Below are 15,208 nucleotides of genomic sequence, written 5' to 3'. Positions count from 1 at the left end.
TAAAGGACTGGAGACGCATCGCCACCCGATACGACAAACTCGCAGCCAATTTTGCTGCCGCCATCGCTATTGCTATCGCAATTACTTGGTGGACTGATTGAGTCTCGAACCTAGAGCGGATTTCGTTCAGATTGAATCGAAATCCGGCTCTAACATTTTGTTTTGTCGCGCATTTAGATCCGAAACCGTTGCACACTTTTCGGAATGCGCTTTAATCACCGATGCAGCGCAAAAGGCTGCCGTTGAGATCGATCAGGGCGAACATACGTTTTCCCCACGGCTCATCGCGTGGCGGGGTAAGACGCGGCAGGTCATGATCGGGCAGCCCCGCCAGCGACCATGCCGCGTAAAGCGCATCGATATCCTTGATCCGGACGCAGGCGCTGAACCACGATTCGGACGGCACCAGTTGCGGATGGTGAAAGAATTCGAGCACTAGCGGGCCGCGCGTCAGTATCATCCAGCCATCGTCGTGATACGTCTCGACAAAGCCCAGCTTCGCATAAAAGGCCGCGGTCGCTTCAAAATCGATGGCGGGCAAATTGGCCGTGATGCGATCTTCCGTCATGAGCCCTAGCTCTTTTGCGGCTCGAAGCGGCGGGCCTGATCGACCAGCATGATCGGCACGCCCGAACGGATCGGGAAAGCCAGTCCGGCGGATGGGCTGATCAGTTCCTGCGCGGCCTTGTCGTAGGTCAGGGCGCGGCGGGTCACCGGACACACCAGGGCTTCCAGCAGACGCGGATCGATTTCCGACGTATCGGGAACCGGTGAGTCGGTGGTCGGGGCTTCGATTTCGATATCGGACATGAGAGACCTAGCTAAAAAGCAAAGAAGAAAGGCGGCGGCGACCGGCCTTGGCGATATCGGACATCGGGCCGACGGCGGCAAAAATCTTCAGCAGAAACGCCTTGGCGGTTTCGCCCGCACCCGCCGGATCGGCCTTGATGATGGTCATCAGTTCATCGATGGCGGCGGTCATTTCACCCTGCCCAGCCAGCCCGCGCGCCAGTTCGTGACGGGCTTCGTGGTCGGCCGGATTGGCGGCCACGCGCGCGAAAAACGGCTCCAGATCGGTCGGCGCGTCCTCGGCCAGTTCCAGCGCGGCGCGCAGGCCCAGAATATCCGCATCCTTGGTATCGGCAGGCACGGTATCGAGGAATTGCTTGGCCTGCTCCGGCTGTCCCACCTTGATATAGAGGCGCGCGACCCCGGCAATGGCCTTGAGGTTCTGCGGGTCCTGCTCCAGAACGAAGCTGTAGGCCTCCATGGCGCTGGCCATATCGCCCTGAGACGCCGATTGCGCGGCCAGTTCCAGCGCGTCCTCGATCGACGGGGCACCATCGTCACCGGCGACGCCCAGTTTTTCGATAAAGGCACGCAGTTCGGATTCGGGCTTGGCCCCCATGAAGCCATCGACCGGGCGACCATCGACAAAGGCATAGACGGTGGGGATCGACTGCACCCGCAGCTGTCCGGCGACCATCGGGTTCTTGTCGACGTCGATCTTGACCAGCTTCACCTTGCCGTTAGCCTCGCCGACGACCTTTTCCAATGCGGGCCCTAACTGACGGCACGGGCCGCACCAGGTCGCCCAGAAATCGACGATGACCGGGGTCGTTTTCGAGGCTTCGATAACGTTGGCGACGAAATCGGCGTCGCTGCCGTCGATGATGTGCGGGCTGTTGGCCATGGTGTCCTGCCGTGGGTTTATTCTTATGATCTATATAGGATGTGTGGCGCACGCAATCTCCGCAAGCGCCGCCGGGTTATTTTCGATTTCGCGAATGCGAAATATCAACCGGAAATGGGTGGATATTAACCCATCGTTTAGTACTTGCCCCCTCATAATGCCCACAGCAGGCAACGGCGTCGGCTACATCCTTCCCTACATGAAGCGGGTAATACCATGGCTTTGGATATGGGGGCGGTGCCGTCGCGACCTTTGACCGGTTACCCCGCGCCTGACTCTTCCCGAATAAACCAGACCTCGTCCCTCACCGATCTTGTCAATCTGGCGGGCCGTCAGCGCATGTTGAGCCAGCGCATCGGTCTGACGCTGATGCTGGGCCTGAGCGCGCCGGAGGACCGGCAGTGGCAGGTCGCGCTTGGTGATACCGTGGACCAGTTTGCCCGCAGCCACGACCTGATCGTCAGCGGCCGCACGGCACCCGATCAGGACGTGCGCGCCCTGCCGGCGTTGAACGCCTACCTCCATGCGGGCGATCCGTCGCCCGAGCGGAGTATCCGGACCTTTATCCGCAAATCGACGGATCTCTGCGGGGCGCTCGATGCGGGCACGAGGGTCGAGACGGCGGAGGTGGTCATCTTTGCGGCGGAAATCGCCGGTCCGGTCCTGAGCTGCGTGGTCGGTCTGACCGTGGCACTGGAACAGGACATCCACGCGCTAGAGGCCGCTCAGGCGCGTCAGTCGACCCAGGATCGCGCGCGGGTGATGAAGGCGGCCGGTCGCATCGCCGGAGCCGCCGAGGTGGCGCGGATGATCTCGTTCAATGCCCGTATCTCGGCGGCGCGCGCCGGTGAGTTCGGGCGCGAATTCACCGCCCTGACGCAGGAGATCAAGACCATTTCCGATGATATCCAGTCGGCCTCGAAGGACATCCTGACCTATATGCGGGGATAGGCTCAGGTTTCGGGCGGCGGCTCGCCGGGCGCCTCGCCCAAAGGCTCCGGCTTGCTGAACGATTTGAGCGGCAGTTCGGGCACCATCGCCGTTACGACCAGACCCAGCAGGCAGACGAGGAAACCGGCGAACATCACGCCCTTGATGGCGTCGGACACGGTTTCGCGCACTTCGGGCGGCACGTCGGCATGGGCCGCGCCTTCGGATTGCCCGGCCAGCGCCATGCGTTCCAGTTCGGCCAGAGAGAGGGTCTGGACCTGCGCGCTGTCGGCAGGGGTTTTCGGCGTCATGACCATCAGATTGTGCGTCAGGACCGCGCCGAACACCGCCACCCCGATGGTCGAACCTATCTGACGGAAAAACTGCCCGGACGAGGTGGCCACGCCCAGTTCATGACGTTCGACGGCGTTCTGAACCGCCAGATTGAACAGGCTCTGCGCCGGGCCGAGACCTATGCCGATCAACGCCACGCGCCAGACGACGTCGATGACGTGGGTCTCGGCCGGCAGGCGCGACAGGAGGAAGGCTCCTAGCGCCGTCAAGGCTGCGCCGCCGACCATGATCAGGCGGTATTTGCCGATCTTATTGACGATCAGGCCCGAAATCGTCGCCGAGGCGATCAGACCGACGGTGAGCGGCATCATCGACAGGCCGCTGGCCGTGGCGTTCATGCCTTGGGCCAGTTGCAGCAGCAGCGGCAGGAACGACACCAGACCCATGAAGGCCATGAAGATGATCAGAGACGCCAGATTGGCGGTGGCGAAGGTGCGGTTCCTGAACAGTGACAGCGAAATGATCGGGTTGATGACGCGCGATTCGACGAACAGAAACGCCGCCAGAGCCAGAGCTGCCCCGACGAACAGGCCGATGACCAGAGGCGACGACCATCCCGCCGTACCGCCAAGGCTGAGGGCCAGCAGGAAGGGCAGGAAGGTCGCCAGCAGCAGGCCCGCGCCGATAAAGTCGATGCGCCCACCGGTTCGGTGCAGCAGTTTCGGCGTCTTCACCAGAATCATGAACAGGGCCAGCCCCGCCAGCGGCAGGTTGATATAGAAGACCCAGCGCCAGCCCGCGACGGGCAGACCGAAAAGGCTGACCGTCCCCAGATCGGTGAAAAAGCCGCCGACCAGCGGCCCCAGAACACTGGCGATACCGAAGGTCGCGCCGAACAGACCGCCCAGCTTGGCGCGCTCACGCGGCGGATAGATATCGGCGATCACCGCAAAGGCCGAGGTCATCAGGGCCGCACCGCCCAAGCCCTGAATGGCGCGAAACACGATCAGTTGTACCATGCCGCCGCCGAGGATGGGCAGGTTGCCGAACTCTCCGGCCAGACCGCACAGACCCGAGCCTATCATGAAGATGACGATGCCGATGACGAGGATGGGCTTGCGACCATAGATGTCCGACAGCTTGCCGTAGATCGGCACCATGACCGTCGAGGCCAGCAGATAGGCGGTGGTCACCCAGGCATAGAGGTCGAGACCCGACAACTGCGCCACGATCTTCGGCATGGCGGTCGAGACGATGGTCTGGTCCAGCGCCGACAGCAGGAAGACGATCATCAATGCGATCAGGGTGATGCGGCGCTCGGCAGCGGTAAAGTCCTGTTGAGGCGTATCCATTACGGCGTCTCTGTTCATTATGGATACTGCGCTTACCACAGGGGGGTGCAAAACGCCAATCTCGGCCAAACGAGGCGTGCGCCCTCTGCGAAGGAATATTTTTCGCAAGACGCAAAAATTTCCGAAAAAACCAGTGTTCACAGGATGACAATTCGCGCCCGATGCGTCATATGAGCGATCCCGGCATTTCGCCGTCTCATCCACCCCGTACCTCGTCAGGTCGTTCACTCAGGTGCTGTCATGCGCGATTTTTATCGTATTCGTCGTCTCCCCCCTTATGTCTTCGAAGAAGTCAACAAGGTGAAGGCACGTCTGCGCGCGGCAGGCACCGACGTCATCGACTTCGGCATGGGCAATCCGGACATGGATACGGCGCCGCACATCGTCGACAAGCTGGTCGAGACGGTCAAGAAGCCCAAGACTCACGGCTACTCCGTGTCGAAGGGCGTTCAGGGTCTGCGCAAGGCCATGGCCGGTTATTATGACCGTCGTTATGGCGTGAAGCTCAATCCCGATACCGAGGTTGTCGCGACGCTGGGCTCCAAGGAAGGTTTCGCCAACCTCGCCATGGCGATCACGGCTCCGGGCGATACGGTCATCTGCCCGAATCCCGCCTATCCGATCCATGCTTTCGGCTTCCTGATGGCGGGCGGCGTGATCCGCCACGTTCCCGCTCTGTCGCCGGAGCAGTATCTGTCGGGCATCGAGCGCGCGGTGAAACATTCCGTGCCGACGCCGTCGGTGCTGATCGTCTCCTATCCGTCCAACCCGACGGCGCAATGGGTCGATCTCGATTTCTACAAGGAAATCATCCGCATCGCCGAAAAGCACGACCTGATCGTGCTGTCGGACATCGCCTATTCGGAAATCTACTTCGACAATAACCCGCCGCCGTCGATCCTGCAGGTCGAGGGTGCGATCAAGCGTTCGGTCGAAATCAATTCGCTGTCGAAGACCTATGCCATGGCCGGGTGGCGCGTCGGCATGGTCGTCGGCAATGCGGAAATCTGCGCGGCGCTGGCCCGGGTCAAGTCCTATCTCGACTACGGTGGTTTTACGCCAATGCAGGTGGCCGCCGCCGCGGCGCTCAACGGTCCGCAGGACAATGTCGAGGAAATCCGCAATATCTATAAGTCGCGCCGCGACGTGCTGATCGACTCGATGAAGCGCGCGGGCTGGGATATTCCGCCGCCGCCGGCCTCGATGTTCGCCTGGGCCGAGATCCCCGACAAGTTCAAGCATCTGGGGTCGATCGAATTCGCCAAGCTGCTGATCGAAGAAGCCCATGTGGCGGTGGCACCCGGTCTGGGCTTCGGCGAATACGGCGAGGGCTTCGTGCGCATCGGCCTGGTCGAGAACGAGCATCGTATCCGTCAGGCGGCGCGCAATATCAAAAAGCTGCTGCAGCCGGATTCCAAGGTTCGCGCCGCCGAATAGCCTGGCGTCATTTATCTGATAAACCCTTGTCGTTATTGACTTAACGGCAAGGGCCGCGGATCAGGTTTTGTGGCAATTTAGAGACAAGGGGCCAAGACCGTGGTTATGTGATCACGTTGGAGCCCTTTTTAGCAGAGTCTTATTTGACTCCGGGCGGCTTTTAGGTTTTCATTAACGGATTGTGCGCTGCACATATTTTAAGCGGGCGCGTAAAGATCTGTATTTTAAAGCGTATTTCGAAAAACGCCCGGAATTATCGGGGGTTTCGGGATGAGTGACATAACCAGAATTCTCAAGACTGAATTTGTGCAAGAGGGATAGGCCGTGATTAGTTTGCAGTTCGACATCGCCACCGCGTCCGAACAAGACGCCTTCTTTGGCGCCTTTTTCAAATTCGTCGAAGCTGCCTCCCTGCAGGACGCCGATTCCATTTCGATTCATTCGGACACTCAGGGTGCGCAAATGGTCAAGGTCGTCAATTTCGAGGACGAGCGTCTGGCCGATCAGTTTCAGTCCTACTGGTCGCAACGCCGTAAGTGGCTGGGGCTTTAACTCTGCACTAAAACCCGCTAGGTCTGCCCTATGCTCGGCCTTCGGACGCTTCCTTTAAAATATCGTTTGCCATTGATCCACGGCGGACTCGAAGCGATCGCGCTGACCCGCATGGGGGCGTGGCCGAAGACGGACGACCTGTCTCCGGGGCGATTACTGGTGTCCGGGTTTTTGACCGAAAGTCTGGGGATCGGACGGGCGGGCCGGATGACCGCCGATGCGTTGGAAGCGGCAGGTTATGCGGTCGAGCGCCACGATATGCGCCCGGCCTTTAAGCACATAATCGATCAGAAGGCCGTTCTGCCGGGCGAGAATGGCGGGGTCTGGCTGATCCATGCTAATGCCCCCGAAGTGTTGGTCATGCTGATGGCGCATGATCCGTCGCAGTGGTCCCGGCGCTATCGCATCGGGTACTGGGCGTGGGAAACGCCGAAAGCGCCTGCGCAGTGGGCACGTATGGCGAAGTGGCTACACGAAATCTGGGTGCCCAGCACCTTTGTCCGCGATGCTTTGATCGTCGCCTTTGAGGCGCAAGGACAGACCGGTCTGTCTGAGCGTGTTCGGGTCATGCCGCACCCGTTGTTGAGTGGCGCGGCCCCCGATCGGGCGCGTTTCGGTCTGCAAGACCATCGTTGCGAGGCCCTGAGCCTGTTCGATATCAAGTCGTCCCCGGCGCGCAAGAATCCATGGGCCGCCATCGAGGCATGGCTGGCGGCGTTTCCGGAACCAACGGATAAGGCGGCTTTGACGCTTAAGGTTTCCGGCATCGACGCCGCGACTGAAATGCATCTGACCAACCTGATTGGCGGGCGCGATGACATTCGCCTCTATACCGAGCGCCTGAGCGATGCGGATATGGATCGCTTTATGGTGTCGTTCGATATTCTGCTGTCGCTTCACCGCTCGGAAGGTTTTGGCCTTAGCCTGCTCGAAGCCATGGCCGCAGGCGTAGCGGTGGTGGCGACCGACTGGTCCGGCAATACCGATTTTCTCAAGGCCGATAACGGGTATCCGGTGCCCTATGACCTGATCCCGCTGAACGATCCGGACGGTGCCTATAGTGCGGTTAAACGCGAACGGGCGCAGTATTGGGCCGAACCCGACGTGCAGGCGGCGGCGCACCTGCTGAGAGAACTGGTCTATGACCCCGGTATACACACGGAAAAGGCGCGCGTGGCACGCCTGACGCCCGCGGTGCTGAACCGGGCGTGGGCGAGAGAGGCGCTAGATGACATGCCATTCAATGCCTGGCTGAGTTGAGGTTCATCCTGCGTTGACAGAAGCGACGGGGCGACAGTCGTGTTTAATTGTCTGAGGATTTGCAGAGCGCGACGACCTCGGCTATGAGATAAGCCTACAGATAAGAGGAAATCCCATGCCCGTTCTCACCACCCGTCTATCCGGAAGTGTCGCGTGTCTGTGGTTGGCCTGTATGGGCGCAGCCCTGGCGCAAACCCCAGCGCAAACCCCAGTGCAAATTCTTGGGGCGGCACCTGTCCCGGCCCAGGCTCCCGTTCCGCCCAAGCCCAAATGGCCGGTCAGCACCTATCTCTTCACCTCGTTTCAGGGCAGCGGTGATGGTCTGCACCTGTCGGTCAGCGATGACGGCAAGGCGTGGACCGATCTGGGCAAGGTGTTCCTGAAACCCACCGTCGGTAGCAAGCTGCTGCGCGATCCGCACATTCTGCGCGGGCCGGACGGCGTATTCCGCATGGTGTGGACGACGGGCTGGAAGGACAAGGGTATCGGTTATGCGGCCTCGACCGACCTTATCCACTGGTCGGAGCAAAAATACCTGCCGTTTCTGGAAGGCGTGAAAGGCACCAACAACGCCTGGGCCCCGGAAACGGTCTATGACGAAAAGACCGGACAGTATGTCATCACCTGGTCGTCGGATATCGACGGGCGCTTCCCGAAGACCAAATCCACCGAGCGGATGAATAACTACACCTATTTCGTGACGACGAAGGACTTCGTCACGTTCAGCACGCCCAAGGTGCTGATCGATCCCGGCTTCGACCATATCGACACGACGATCGTGAAGAATGGCAAGCGCTATATCGCCGTATTCAAGGAAGGTGACAAACAGAAAACCAAAGAATGGGGCGCGGTGCGCTGGGCCGTCGCGGACACGGTTACGGGCCCCTACAAACTCATGCCGACCCCGCTGGTGTCGGGGCAGCGCGCCGAAGGGCCGACGCTTGTGACCATGGGTGACACAACGCGCCTCTATGTCGATTACTATGCCGATAAGCGTTATGGCGCCTATGAGACCACGGATTGGCAACACTGGACCGACGTGTCGTCCGACGTTGCGGTCGCCAAGGGTCAGCGGCACGGCACGGTGCTGAAAGCGCCGGCGTGGCTGGTGACCAATCTGGAAGCCGCCGTGCCGTCAACGGAGGCTGTAGCGCCTGTCCCTGCGCCACCGCCGGTGCTGGAAGGCTATACAGCCGATCCAGCTATCCGGGTGTTCGGCGACACCTATTATCTTTATCCGACCTCGGACAAACCGAACTGGCAGACCACGGACTTTTCCGTCTGGTCGTCGAAAAATCTGGTCGAGTGGAAAAACGAGGGCATGATCCTCGATGTGGCGCACGATCTGACCTGGGCAAAGATCGAGGCCTGGGCCCCGGACGTTATCGAGCACAACGACACCTATTACATGTATTTCTGCGCGCAGGGGAATATCGGTGTGGCGACGTCGAAATCGCCGAAGGGCCCGTTCAAAGACGCTCTGGGCAAGCCGTTGATCGCCAAGGGCACGGGCGTGCAGACCAATACCATCGATCCCTATCCGTTTATCGACGACGACGGTCAGGCCTATCTCTACTACGGTAACGGCAAGCTGGGGAACGTCGTCAAACTCAAGCCGGACATGATCACCGTGGACGGCGCGGTGGGCACCATTGCCATGAAGGACCATCGTGAAGGCGTCGTGGTCTTCAAACGCGGTGGCAAGTACTACTTCATGTGGTCCATCGACGATGCGCGCAGCCCGAACTATCGCGTCGGCTGGGGCACGGCCGACTCGCCGCTGGGGCCGGTAACCTCGCCGGACGAGGGCTTCATCGTCTTGCAAAAGCACGGCGTCGCCGTCGGTACGGCGCACCACAGCGTGGTCAATGTCCCCGGTACCGATCGCTGGTACGTCGCCTATCACCGCCATGCCCTGCCCGAAGGTGGCGGTTATCAGCGTCAGACGGTGCTGGCGAAGATGGAATTCACGCCCGATGGAGCCATCAAGCCCATGGACCCGCTGGTGGCGCCATTCAAGCCCGGCGATGTCGGTGAGCCGATCAAGAACGGCAGGGGGCGTCCATAAGGTTTGGCGGCGAGAGGCTTACTCTCGCCCCGACTTGACTCTGGCGGGCAAAACCGTCATAGGGACCCGATATTCAGGCCGAAACGCCTTTCACAGACAAACCCTCTCAGGTTACGACCCCGGCAGATGACCGGACGGGAACCGGAGGATCCCCGACGACGCGGAGCGTTCTCGGGGTGTTTTTGTTTTGTGAAAAGCCCGGCAGATTTAGGAAGTTAACGCATGTTCGACTCGCTGAACGATCGCCTGTCCGGTCTTTTCGACCGCCTGAGCGGCCGCGGCGTCCTTTCGGAAAAGGACGTCGACGAAGCCCTGCGCGAAGTGCGGGTCGCCCTGCTCGAAGCTGACGTGGCGCTGCCGGTCGTGCGTCAGTTCATGACCAAGGCGCGCGAACTGGCCACCGGCGAAGCGATCATCAAGGCCGTCAAGCCCGCCGATCAGGTGGTCAAGATCGTCTATGACGGCCTGATCGACATGCTGGGCGGCGAAGAACCGACCCCGATCGATCTGGCCGCCGTGCCGCCCGCCGTCATCCTGATGGCTGGTCTGCAAGGCTCCGGTAAGACGACGACCTCGGCCAAGCTGGCGCTGCGCCTGACCAAGTTCGAGCGCAAGAAGGTCATGATGGCCTCGCTCGACACCCGCCGTCCGGCGGCGATGGAGCAGTTGAAGCTGCTCGGCGAACAGATCGGCGTCGATGTCCTGCCGATCATTGCCGGTCAGAACGCCGTCGAAATCACCCGCCGCGCCCTGCAATCGGCCAAGCTTCAGGGTTATGACGTCCTGATCCTCGACACCGCCGGTCGTACGACGCTCGACGAAGGCATGATGGCCGAGGCGTCTGAAATCGCGACCATTTCCACCCCGGTCGAAACCTTCCTTGTCGCCGACTCGCTCACCGGTCAGGACGCCGTGCGTACCGCCGCCGCCTTCCATGAGCGCCTGCCGCTGACCGGCCTGATCCTGACCCGCGTCGATGGCGATGGCCGCGGCGGCGCCATGCTGTCGATGCGCGCCACGACGGGCCTGCCGATCAAGTTCACGGGTTCCGGCGAAAAGGTCGATGCGCTCGACGTGTTCGACGCCCGCCGTATCGCCGGTCGTATCCTCGGTCAGGGTGACGTTGTTGCGCTGGTCGAAAAGGCCTCGCAGGAGCTTGACGCCGCCAAGGCCGAGCAGATGGCCAAGAAGCTGTCGAAGGGTCAGTTCGACCTCGATGACCTGGCCGAACAGCTCAAGCAGATGAAGCGCATGGGCGGGATGCAGGGCATTATGGGTCTGCTGCCGGGCGTGCAGAAGGTCAAGAAGCAGATGGACGAGATGAACATCTCGGACAAGATGTTCGACCGTCAGATCGCCGTCATCTCGTCGATGACCAAGATCGAGCGCAAGAAGCCCGACCTGCTCAATGCCTCGCGCAAGCGCCGTATCGCGGCGGGTGCCGGCGTCGAGGTGTCGGAAATCAACCGCCTGCTCAAACAGCACCGCCAGATGGCCGACGCCTTCAAGATGATGGCGCGCAGCGGCGGCAAGGGCCTCGGCAACATGGCCAAGATGCTCGGTATGGGCGGCGGCCCGAATATGGCTCAGATGCAGCAGATGGGTAAGAAGATGCAGGCCGATCCGGCTGCCATCGGTGACAATCTCGGCGTCGATTTCGAGCGCTTGAAACAATTGGGGGCCGGTCAGATGCCGACCGATGTTCCCGGACTTCCCAAAGGATTGCCCGGCCTTCCCGGCCTCGGCGGTCTCCCTGGCCAAATACCTGGATTGGGCGGCGCGAAACCGCCCTTCAAGAAATAACTGAACTTCAACGAACAAAGGATCTTATCATGTTGAAAATTCGTCTCGCCCGCGGCGGTTCCAAGAAGCGCCCCTACTACCACATCGTCATCGCTGACGCCGCCGCTCCGCGCGACGGTAAGTTCATCGCCAAGGTCGGTTCGTACAACCCGATGCTGGCCAAGGACGACGCCAAGCGCGTGACCCTGAAGACCGAAGTCATCGCCGACTGGCTCAAGAAGGGCGCCCAGCCGACCGACCGCGTCGCGCGTTTCCTGTCGAAGGAAGGCCTCGTGAAGTGGGAACACGGCAACAACCCGCAAAAGGGCACCCCGGGCAAGAAGGCTCAGGAACGCGCCGCCGAGCGCGCGCAACGCGAACAGGACCGTCTGGACGCCGAAGCCGCCGCCCGTGAAGAAGCCGCTGCCGCAGCTGCCGCTCCGGTGGTTGAAGACACTGCTGCTGAAGAGCCTGCCGTCGAAACCCCGGCTGAAGAAGCCTAAGTTTCTGCGATTTGATGCTGGGAAAGGCCGGGGCTCACGCTCCGGCCTTTTTCTTTATCCCCTCTCCCCGTTTACGGGGAGAGGGTTAGGGTGAGGGGCAATCCTGATCGCCGTCTTATGGCCATACCGGTTATTGAAACTCAAAAGGAGTTCCCCCTATGCGCAAATACCTGCTGGCCCTTGCCGGTCTAACCATCACCACCTCAGCCGTCGCTTTGCCGGTCTATCTCGACGACCGTTCGACGCCGCAATCCCTGATCCAGTCCTATTACAACGCCATCAATCGTGGCGAACTGGCGCGCGCCTATACCTATTACGAGCGCGACTACCTGCCGGAATTCCAAAAGTGGGCCAAGGGCTATGAAAACACCCGCGAAGTCTGGGTGGTGACGGGTAAGGCGACCTCCGATCCGGGCGCGGGAAACATCTATTATACCCTGCCGGTTGCCGTGCAATCCGTCAGCAAGGACGGCACAAAAGAGGTCTTTGCAGGTTGTTACGTGCTGCACATCACCAATTACGGCATGCAGATTCAACCGCCTTATCAGCCGATGACGATCCGCAGCGGCAAGCTGGTCAGGACCAGCAAACCGGTCAAACAGGCGGTGCCGAAAACCTGCCAACCTTGATTAAACGGCGCGCCTCAGCTATCCCGCAGGCATGACGCAAAAATCTAATCTCATCTTCGTGGCGCAGGTCGGTGCCGTGCACGGCGTGCAGGGCGAATTCAAACTGCTCAGCTTTATGGACGATCCGGTCAGCGTGCTGGAATATAACCCGCTTTTGTCGCAGGACGGCAAACCGGCGCTGGTCATCACCGCCGCGCGGGCGCACAAGGGGCAGCTTCTGGTGCGCGCCGAGCAGGCCCCCGACCGCACGGCGGCGGAAAAGCTGAAAGGTCTGAAGCTGTATGTCGACCGGGCGGAATTGCCTGAGATCGAGGACGAGGACGACTACTACATCACCGACCTGATCGGGCTTGAGGTGCGTGGAACAGACGGGTCTGTCCTGGGGCGTGTCAAGGCGGTCGAGGACTTCGGCGCGGGTGATCTGCTCGATATCCAGCCGAAGGGCGGGGCGAGTTATTATCTGATGTTCACGCGCGAAAACGTACCGGACGTGAATATCGCGGATGGGTATGTGGTGATTTCCCCGCCTGCGGAGCAGGTGGTCGAAGGGGAAGCCAAGTAAGGTTTTTGACCACGAAAAACACTAAAAGCACGAAAAATTTGTGTTGAAGCTATTACGCGAAGCGCCCATCGTGAGAGTTTGCCACACAACAATCTATGCCCTGTGGGCGAATTAGGTGAGCCAGCTTTTTCGTACTTTTCGTGTTTTTCGTGCTTTTCGTGGTAAATTCTTACTTCCTTTTACAAAAACATGCCGCCTGACGCTTCGATGCGTTGGGCGTTGATCCAGCCGCTGCGGGGTGACAGGATGGCCGCGACCGCGCCACCGATATCGTCCGGCAAGCCGGCGCGTCCCAGCGCTGTGTTCTTTGCTACAAAGGCGTTCATATCGGCATTGTCACGCGTGCGCCCGCCGCCGAAGTCCGTCTCGATAGCGCCCGGCGCCAGAATATTGACCGCGATGCCGCGCGCACCCAGTTCCTTGGCCTGATAGCGCGTCAGAACCTCCATCGCGCCCTTCATCGAGGCGTAGGCGGCGTAACCCGGCACCGAGAAACGCGACAGACCGGTCGAGACATTGAGGATGCGCCCGCCGTCGTTCATCAGCGGCAGCAAAACCTGCGTCAGGAAGAACGGCCCTTTGAAATGGATGTTCATCAGCTCGTCGAACTGCGCTTCGGTCGTCTCGCTGAACGCGGCATGGATACCGATCCCGGCATTGTTGACGAGGTAATCGAAGCGCTCATAGCCCCACGCCGTCAGCGTCTCCTTCACCTTGTCGGCAAAGGCCGCGAATGTGCCGACCGCGCCGACATCGAGCGGCAGGCCGACGGCCTTGCGGCCCAGGGCTTCGATTTCCGCGACGAGGCTTTGCGCTTCGGTCAGGTTCGAGCGGTAGGTGAAGACGACATCGACGCCGTCTTTGGCCAGATGCAGCGCGGCGTTACGCCCGAGGCCGCGGCTGCCGCCGGTGATAATCGCTATGGTCATGGTTGGTCTCCTGTATGTGATCCGATGACGCATCTTATCCGGTCGAAATTTTCGCATAAATCTGCGAAATCTGATTGGACTGTTCGGTTAAATGAACAATAATAAGCGCATGTTACGCCTCGATGCCCTTTTGATGTTCACGCGGGTGGCCGAACTGTCGTCCTTCACCAAGGCGGCGGACAGCCTGGGTGTGCCCAAGGCGACGCTTTCCACCGCCGTGCAGGCGCTTGAGGCCGGGTTGGGGACGCAGCTGCTTTACCGCACGACGCGGCGGGTACAACTGACCCACGACGGACAGGTCTTTTACGAGCGGGCCAAGGATTTGCTGGCCGATGCCGACGACCTGTCGGGCCTGTTCGAGACGGCGGCGGTGAACGGGCGTATCCGGGTCGATATGCCCTTAGGTATGTCGCATAGCCTGATCCTGCCGAACCTGCCCGCGTTTCTCGATCAGCACCCGGATCTGCGTATCGAACTGTCCTCGACCGACCGCTTCGTCGACGTGGTGCGCGAAGGCTTCGATTGCGTGATCCGCGTCGGAACGCTTACCGATTCCGGCCTGACGGTGCGGGCGATGGGCCATCTGACCCTGATCAATGTCGCCAGCCCGGCCTATCTTGCGCGGTTCGGTACGCCCCGAACGCTGGATGATCTGAGCGCGCATCGGCTGGTCCATTATGTCAGCCAGATGGGGGCGCGACCGGACGGTTTCGAATACGCCGAAGGCAACACCTATCGCACAATACCAATGGATGGCGTCGTGACGGTCAACAATTCGCAGGCCTATACGCAGGCGGCGTTGAACGGTCTGGGGATCATTCAGGCCCCGCGCATCGGGCTGGCGCAGGCCCTGGCGGACGGCAGGCTGGTCGAGATTCTGCCGGATTACCGGGCGGCCCCCATGCCGGTATCGCTGATCTATCCGCAGCGGCGCAATCTGGCCCGCCGTGTCCGGGTCTTCATCGACTGGGTAGCGGGGCTGATGAAGGGATACGCAGGTTAGAGCGCATTCCAAAAAGTGTGCAACGGTTTTTGGAACCAAATGCGCGACAAAACAAAAGATTAGAGCACGATTCCGATCCAACCAGATCGCAACATGCTCTAGGTTCGAGACTCAATCAGTCCACCAAGTAATTGCGATAGCAATAGCGATGGCGGCAGCAAAATTGGCTGCGAGTTTGTCGTATCGGGTGGCGATGCGTCTCCAGTCCTTTAAT

The 15,208-nt window shown here is 60.5% G+C and carries 15 protein-coding genes and 2 pseudogenes; 11 read left to right on the top strand and 6 right to left on the bottom strand.

Going from position 1 to position 15,208, the window contains the following annotated elements; genetic code table 11:
- Window positions 1-101: pseudogene (locus PQU92_RS18635) on the top strand (IS5/IS1182 family transposase); the annotation flags it as partial.
- Window positions 102-211: 110 nt separating this feature from the next.
- Here PQU92_RS18635 and PQU92_RS18630 read toward each other — a convergent pair.
- The 3 genes from PQU92_RS18630 to trxA are packed head-to-tail and all read right to left on the bottom strand — an operon-like array spanning window position 212 to window position 1,693.
- Window positions 212-568 carry a bleomycin resistance protein gene (locus PQU92_RS18630; protein WP_272749806.1) on the bottom strand — a complete coding sequence of 119 codons (357 nt, stop codon included), beginning with the start codon at window positions 566-568 and terminating at the stop codon, window positions 212-214.
- Window positions 569-573: 5 nt separating this feature from the next.
- Window positions 574-810, bottom strand: coding sequence for a Trm112 family protein (locus tag PQU92_RS18625; protein ID WP_272749805.1), 237 nt, complete (start codon window positions 808-810; stop codon window positions 574-576).
- 7 nt (window positions 811-817) lie between these two features.
- Window positions 818-1,693 (bottom strand): thioredoxin, encoded by an 876-nt coding sequence (gene trxA / locus PQU92_RS18620; RefSeq protein WP_272749804.1) that lies wholly within the window; start codon window positions 1,691-1,693, stop codon window positions 818-820.
- 216 nt (window positions 1,694-1,909) lie between these two features.
- On the opposite strand from trxA, the gene PQU92_RS18615 reads away from it, so the two are divergent.
- Window positions 1,910-2,644 (top strand): type IV pili methyl-accepting chemotaxis transducer N-terminal domain-containing protein, encoded by a 735-nt coding sequence (locus PQU92_RS18615; protein ID WP_272749803.1) that lies wholly within the window; start codon window positions 1,910-1,912, stop codon window positions 2,642-2,644.
- Between the two features lie 2 nt (window positions 2,645-2,646).
- Here PQU92_RS18615 and PQU92_RS18610 read toward each other — a convergent pair whose 3' ends face one another.
- Window positions 2,647-4,269, bottom strand: a complete 1,623-nt coding sequence (locus PQU92_RS18610; protein ID WP_272749802.1) for an MDR family MFS transporter — start codon at window positions 4,267-4,269, stop codon at window positions 2,647-2,649.
- Between the two features lie 240 nt (window positions 4,270-4,509).
- Between PQU92_RS18610 and PQU92_RS18605 the strand changes: the two genes are divergently transcribed.
- The 8 genes from PQU92_RS18605 to rimM all read left to right on the top strand — a co-directional run bounded on the left by PQU92_RS18605 (window position 4,510) and on the right by rimM (window position 13,062).
- Entirely contained in the window at window positions 4,510-5,706 is a 1,197-nt protein-coding gene (locus tag PQU92_RS18605) for an LL-diaminopimelate aminotransferase (RefSeq protein WP_272749801.1), read from the top strand.
- 324 nt (window positions 5,707-6,030) lie between these two features.
- The gene (locus PQU92_RS18600; RefSeq protein ID WP_272749800.1) at window positions 6,031-6,258 is read left to right on the top strand and encodes a hypothetical protein; all 228 of its coding nucleotides are present in this window, start codon (window positions 6,031-6,033) and stop codon (window positions 6,256-6,258) included.
- Window positions 6,259-6,288: 30 nt separating this feature from the next.
- A complete protein-coding gene (locus PQU92_RS18595) occupies window positions 6,289-7,518 on the top strand; it encodes a glycosyltransferase (RefSeq protein WP_272749799.1) in 1,230 nt (409 codons plus the stop codon).
- A 115-nt stretch (window positions 7,519-7,633) separates the two neighbouring features.
- Complete coding sequence (locus tag PQU92_RS18590) at window positions 7,634-9,586, top strand: glycoside hydrolase family 43 protein (protein ID WP_272749798.1); 1,953 nt, start codon at window positions 7,634-7,636, stop codon at window positions 9,584-9,586.
- A 222-nt stretch (window positions 9,587-9,808) separates the two neighbouring features.
- Window positions 9,809-11,389 carry a signal recognition particle protein gene (ffh, locus tag PQU92_RS18585; RefSeq protein WP_272749797.1) on the top strand — a complete coding sequence of 527 codons (1,581 nt, stop codon included), beginning with the start codon at window positions 9,809-9,811 and terminating at the stop codon, window positions 11,387-11,389.
- Window positions 11,390-11,418: 29 nt separating this feature from the next.
- Window positions 11,419-11,871 (top strand): 30S ribosomal protein S16, encoded by a 453-nt coding sequence (gene rpsP / locus PQU92_RS18580; protein ID WP_272749796.1) that lies wholly within the window; start codon window positions 11,419-11,421, stop codon window positions 11,869-11,871.
- Window positions 11,872-12,029: 158 nt separating this feature from the next.
- On the top strand, window positions 12,030-12,500 hold the full coding sequence (locus PQU92_RS18575; RefSeq protein WP_272749795.1) for a hypothetical protein: 471 nt from the start codon (window positions 12,030-12,032) through the stop codon (window positions 12,498-12,500).
- Between the two features lie 31 nt (window positions 12,501-12,531).
- On the top strand, window positions 12,532-13,062 hold the full coding sequence (rimM, locus tag PQU92_RS18570) for a ribosome maturation factor RimM (protein WP_272749794.1): 531 nt from the start codon (window positions 12,532-12,534) through the stop codon (window positions 13,060-13,062).
- 179 nt (window positions 13,063-13,241) lie between these two features.
- Here the strand turns inward: rimM and PQU92_RS18565 are convergent, their stop codons facing one another.
- Window positions 13,242-13,991: an SDR family NAD(P)-dependent oxidoreductase gene (locus PQU92_RS18565; protein WP_272749793.1), complete on the bottom strand. Its 750-nt coding sequence runs from the start codon at window positions 13,989-13,991 to the stop codon at window positions 13,242-13,244.
- 109 nt (window positions 13,992-14,100) lie between these two features.
- On the opposite strand from PQU92_RS18565, the gene PQU92_RS18560 reads away from it, so the two are divergent.
- On the top strand, window positions 14,101-14,994 hold the full coding sequence (locus PQU92_RS18560; protein WP_272749792.1) for a LysR family transcriptional regulator: 894 nt from the start codon (window positions 14,101-14,103) through the stop codon (window positions 14,992-14,994).
- A 111-nt stretch (window positions 14,995-15,105) separates the two neighbouring features.
- Here PQU92_RS18560 and PQU92_RS18555 read toward each other — a convergent pair.
- A pseudogene (locus tag PQU92_RS18555) lies at window positions 15,106-15,208 on the bottom strand (IS5/IS1182 family transposase); the annotation flags it as partial.

Origin of the sequence: Asticcacaulis aquaticus, assembly GCF_028550415.1 — a bacterium.
In the GTDB taxonomy this organism is placed as follows: domain Bacteria; phylum Pseudomonadota; class Alphaproteobacteria; order Caulobacterales; family Caulobacteraceae; genus Asticcacaulis; species Asticcacaulis aquaticus.
The sequence above is the reverse complement of the archived record's forward strand: the minus strand, read 5'-3'. Positions and strand labels throughout refer to the sequence as shown.